The sequence below is a fragment of the Pseudomonas sp. PAGU 2196 genome (assembly GCF_022179005.1).
GTDB lineage: Bacteria > Pseudomonadota > Gammaproteobacteria > Pseudomonadales > Pseudomonadaceae > Aquipseudomonas > Aquipseudomonas kermanshahensis.
This window is the reverse complement of the sequence record NZ_BNTL01000049.1, coordinates 2,369-2,665: the sequence shown is the minus strand read 5'-3', so window position 1 is coordinate 2,665 and position 297 is coordinate 2,369. Positions and strand designations below refer to the sequence as shown.

General features: G+C 61.6%; 1 protein-coding gene. It reads right to left on the bottom strand.

What is annotated here, in order from left to right:
• Nucleotides 1-244, bottom strand: a 244-nt coding sequence (locus MFF34_RS27455; protein ID WP_238217712.1) for a ParA family protein, incomplete at its 3' end; no start/stop codon positions are given.
• Between the last annotated feature and the right edge of the window lie 53 nt (nucleotides 245-297).

Below are 297 nucleotides of genomic sequence, written 5' to 3'. Positions count from 1 at the left end.
TCGTCGGCAGCAGCAATTGCCCCGGCAAGCCCTCGGGCACGCTGCCCTGGTGCAGGAACAGGTCATAGCAGCTGTGTTCCAGCGCATCGGGGTTGTGCCCGAAATAACTGGTCATCGACCCATGCGGGTCGAGGTCGACGACGACCACGCGCTTGCCCGCCTCAGCCAGCAGGCCAGCCAGGGCGATGGTCGTGGTGGTCTTGCCGACGCCACCTTTTTGATTGGCTACTGCCCAGACTCTCATAGGACAACTCTTGACTCATAAATTTAGCGCCCACCCTTGTGGGAGCGGGCTTG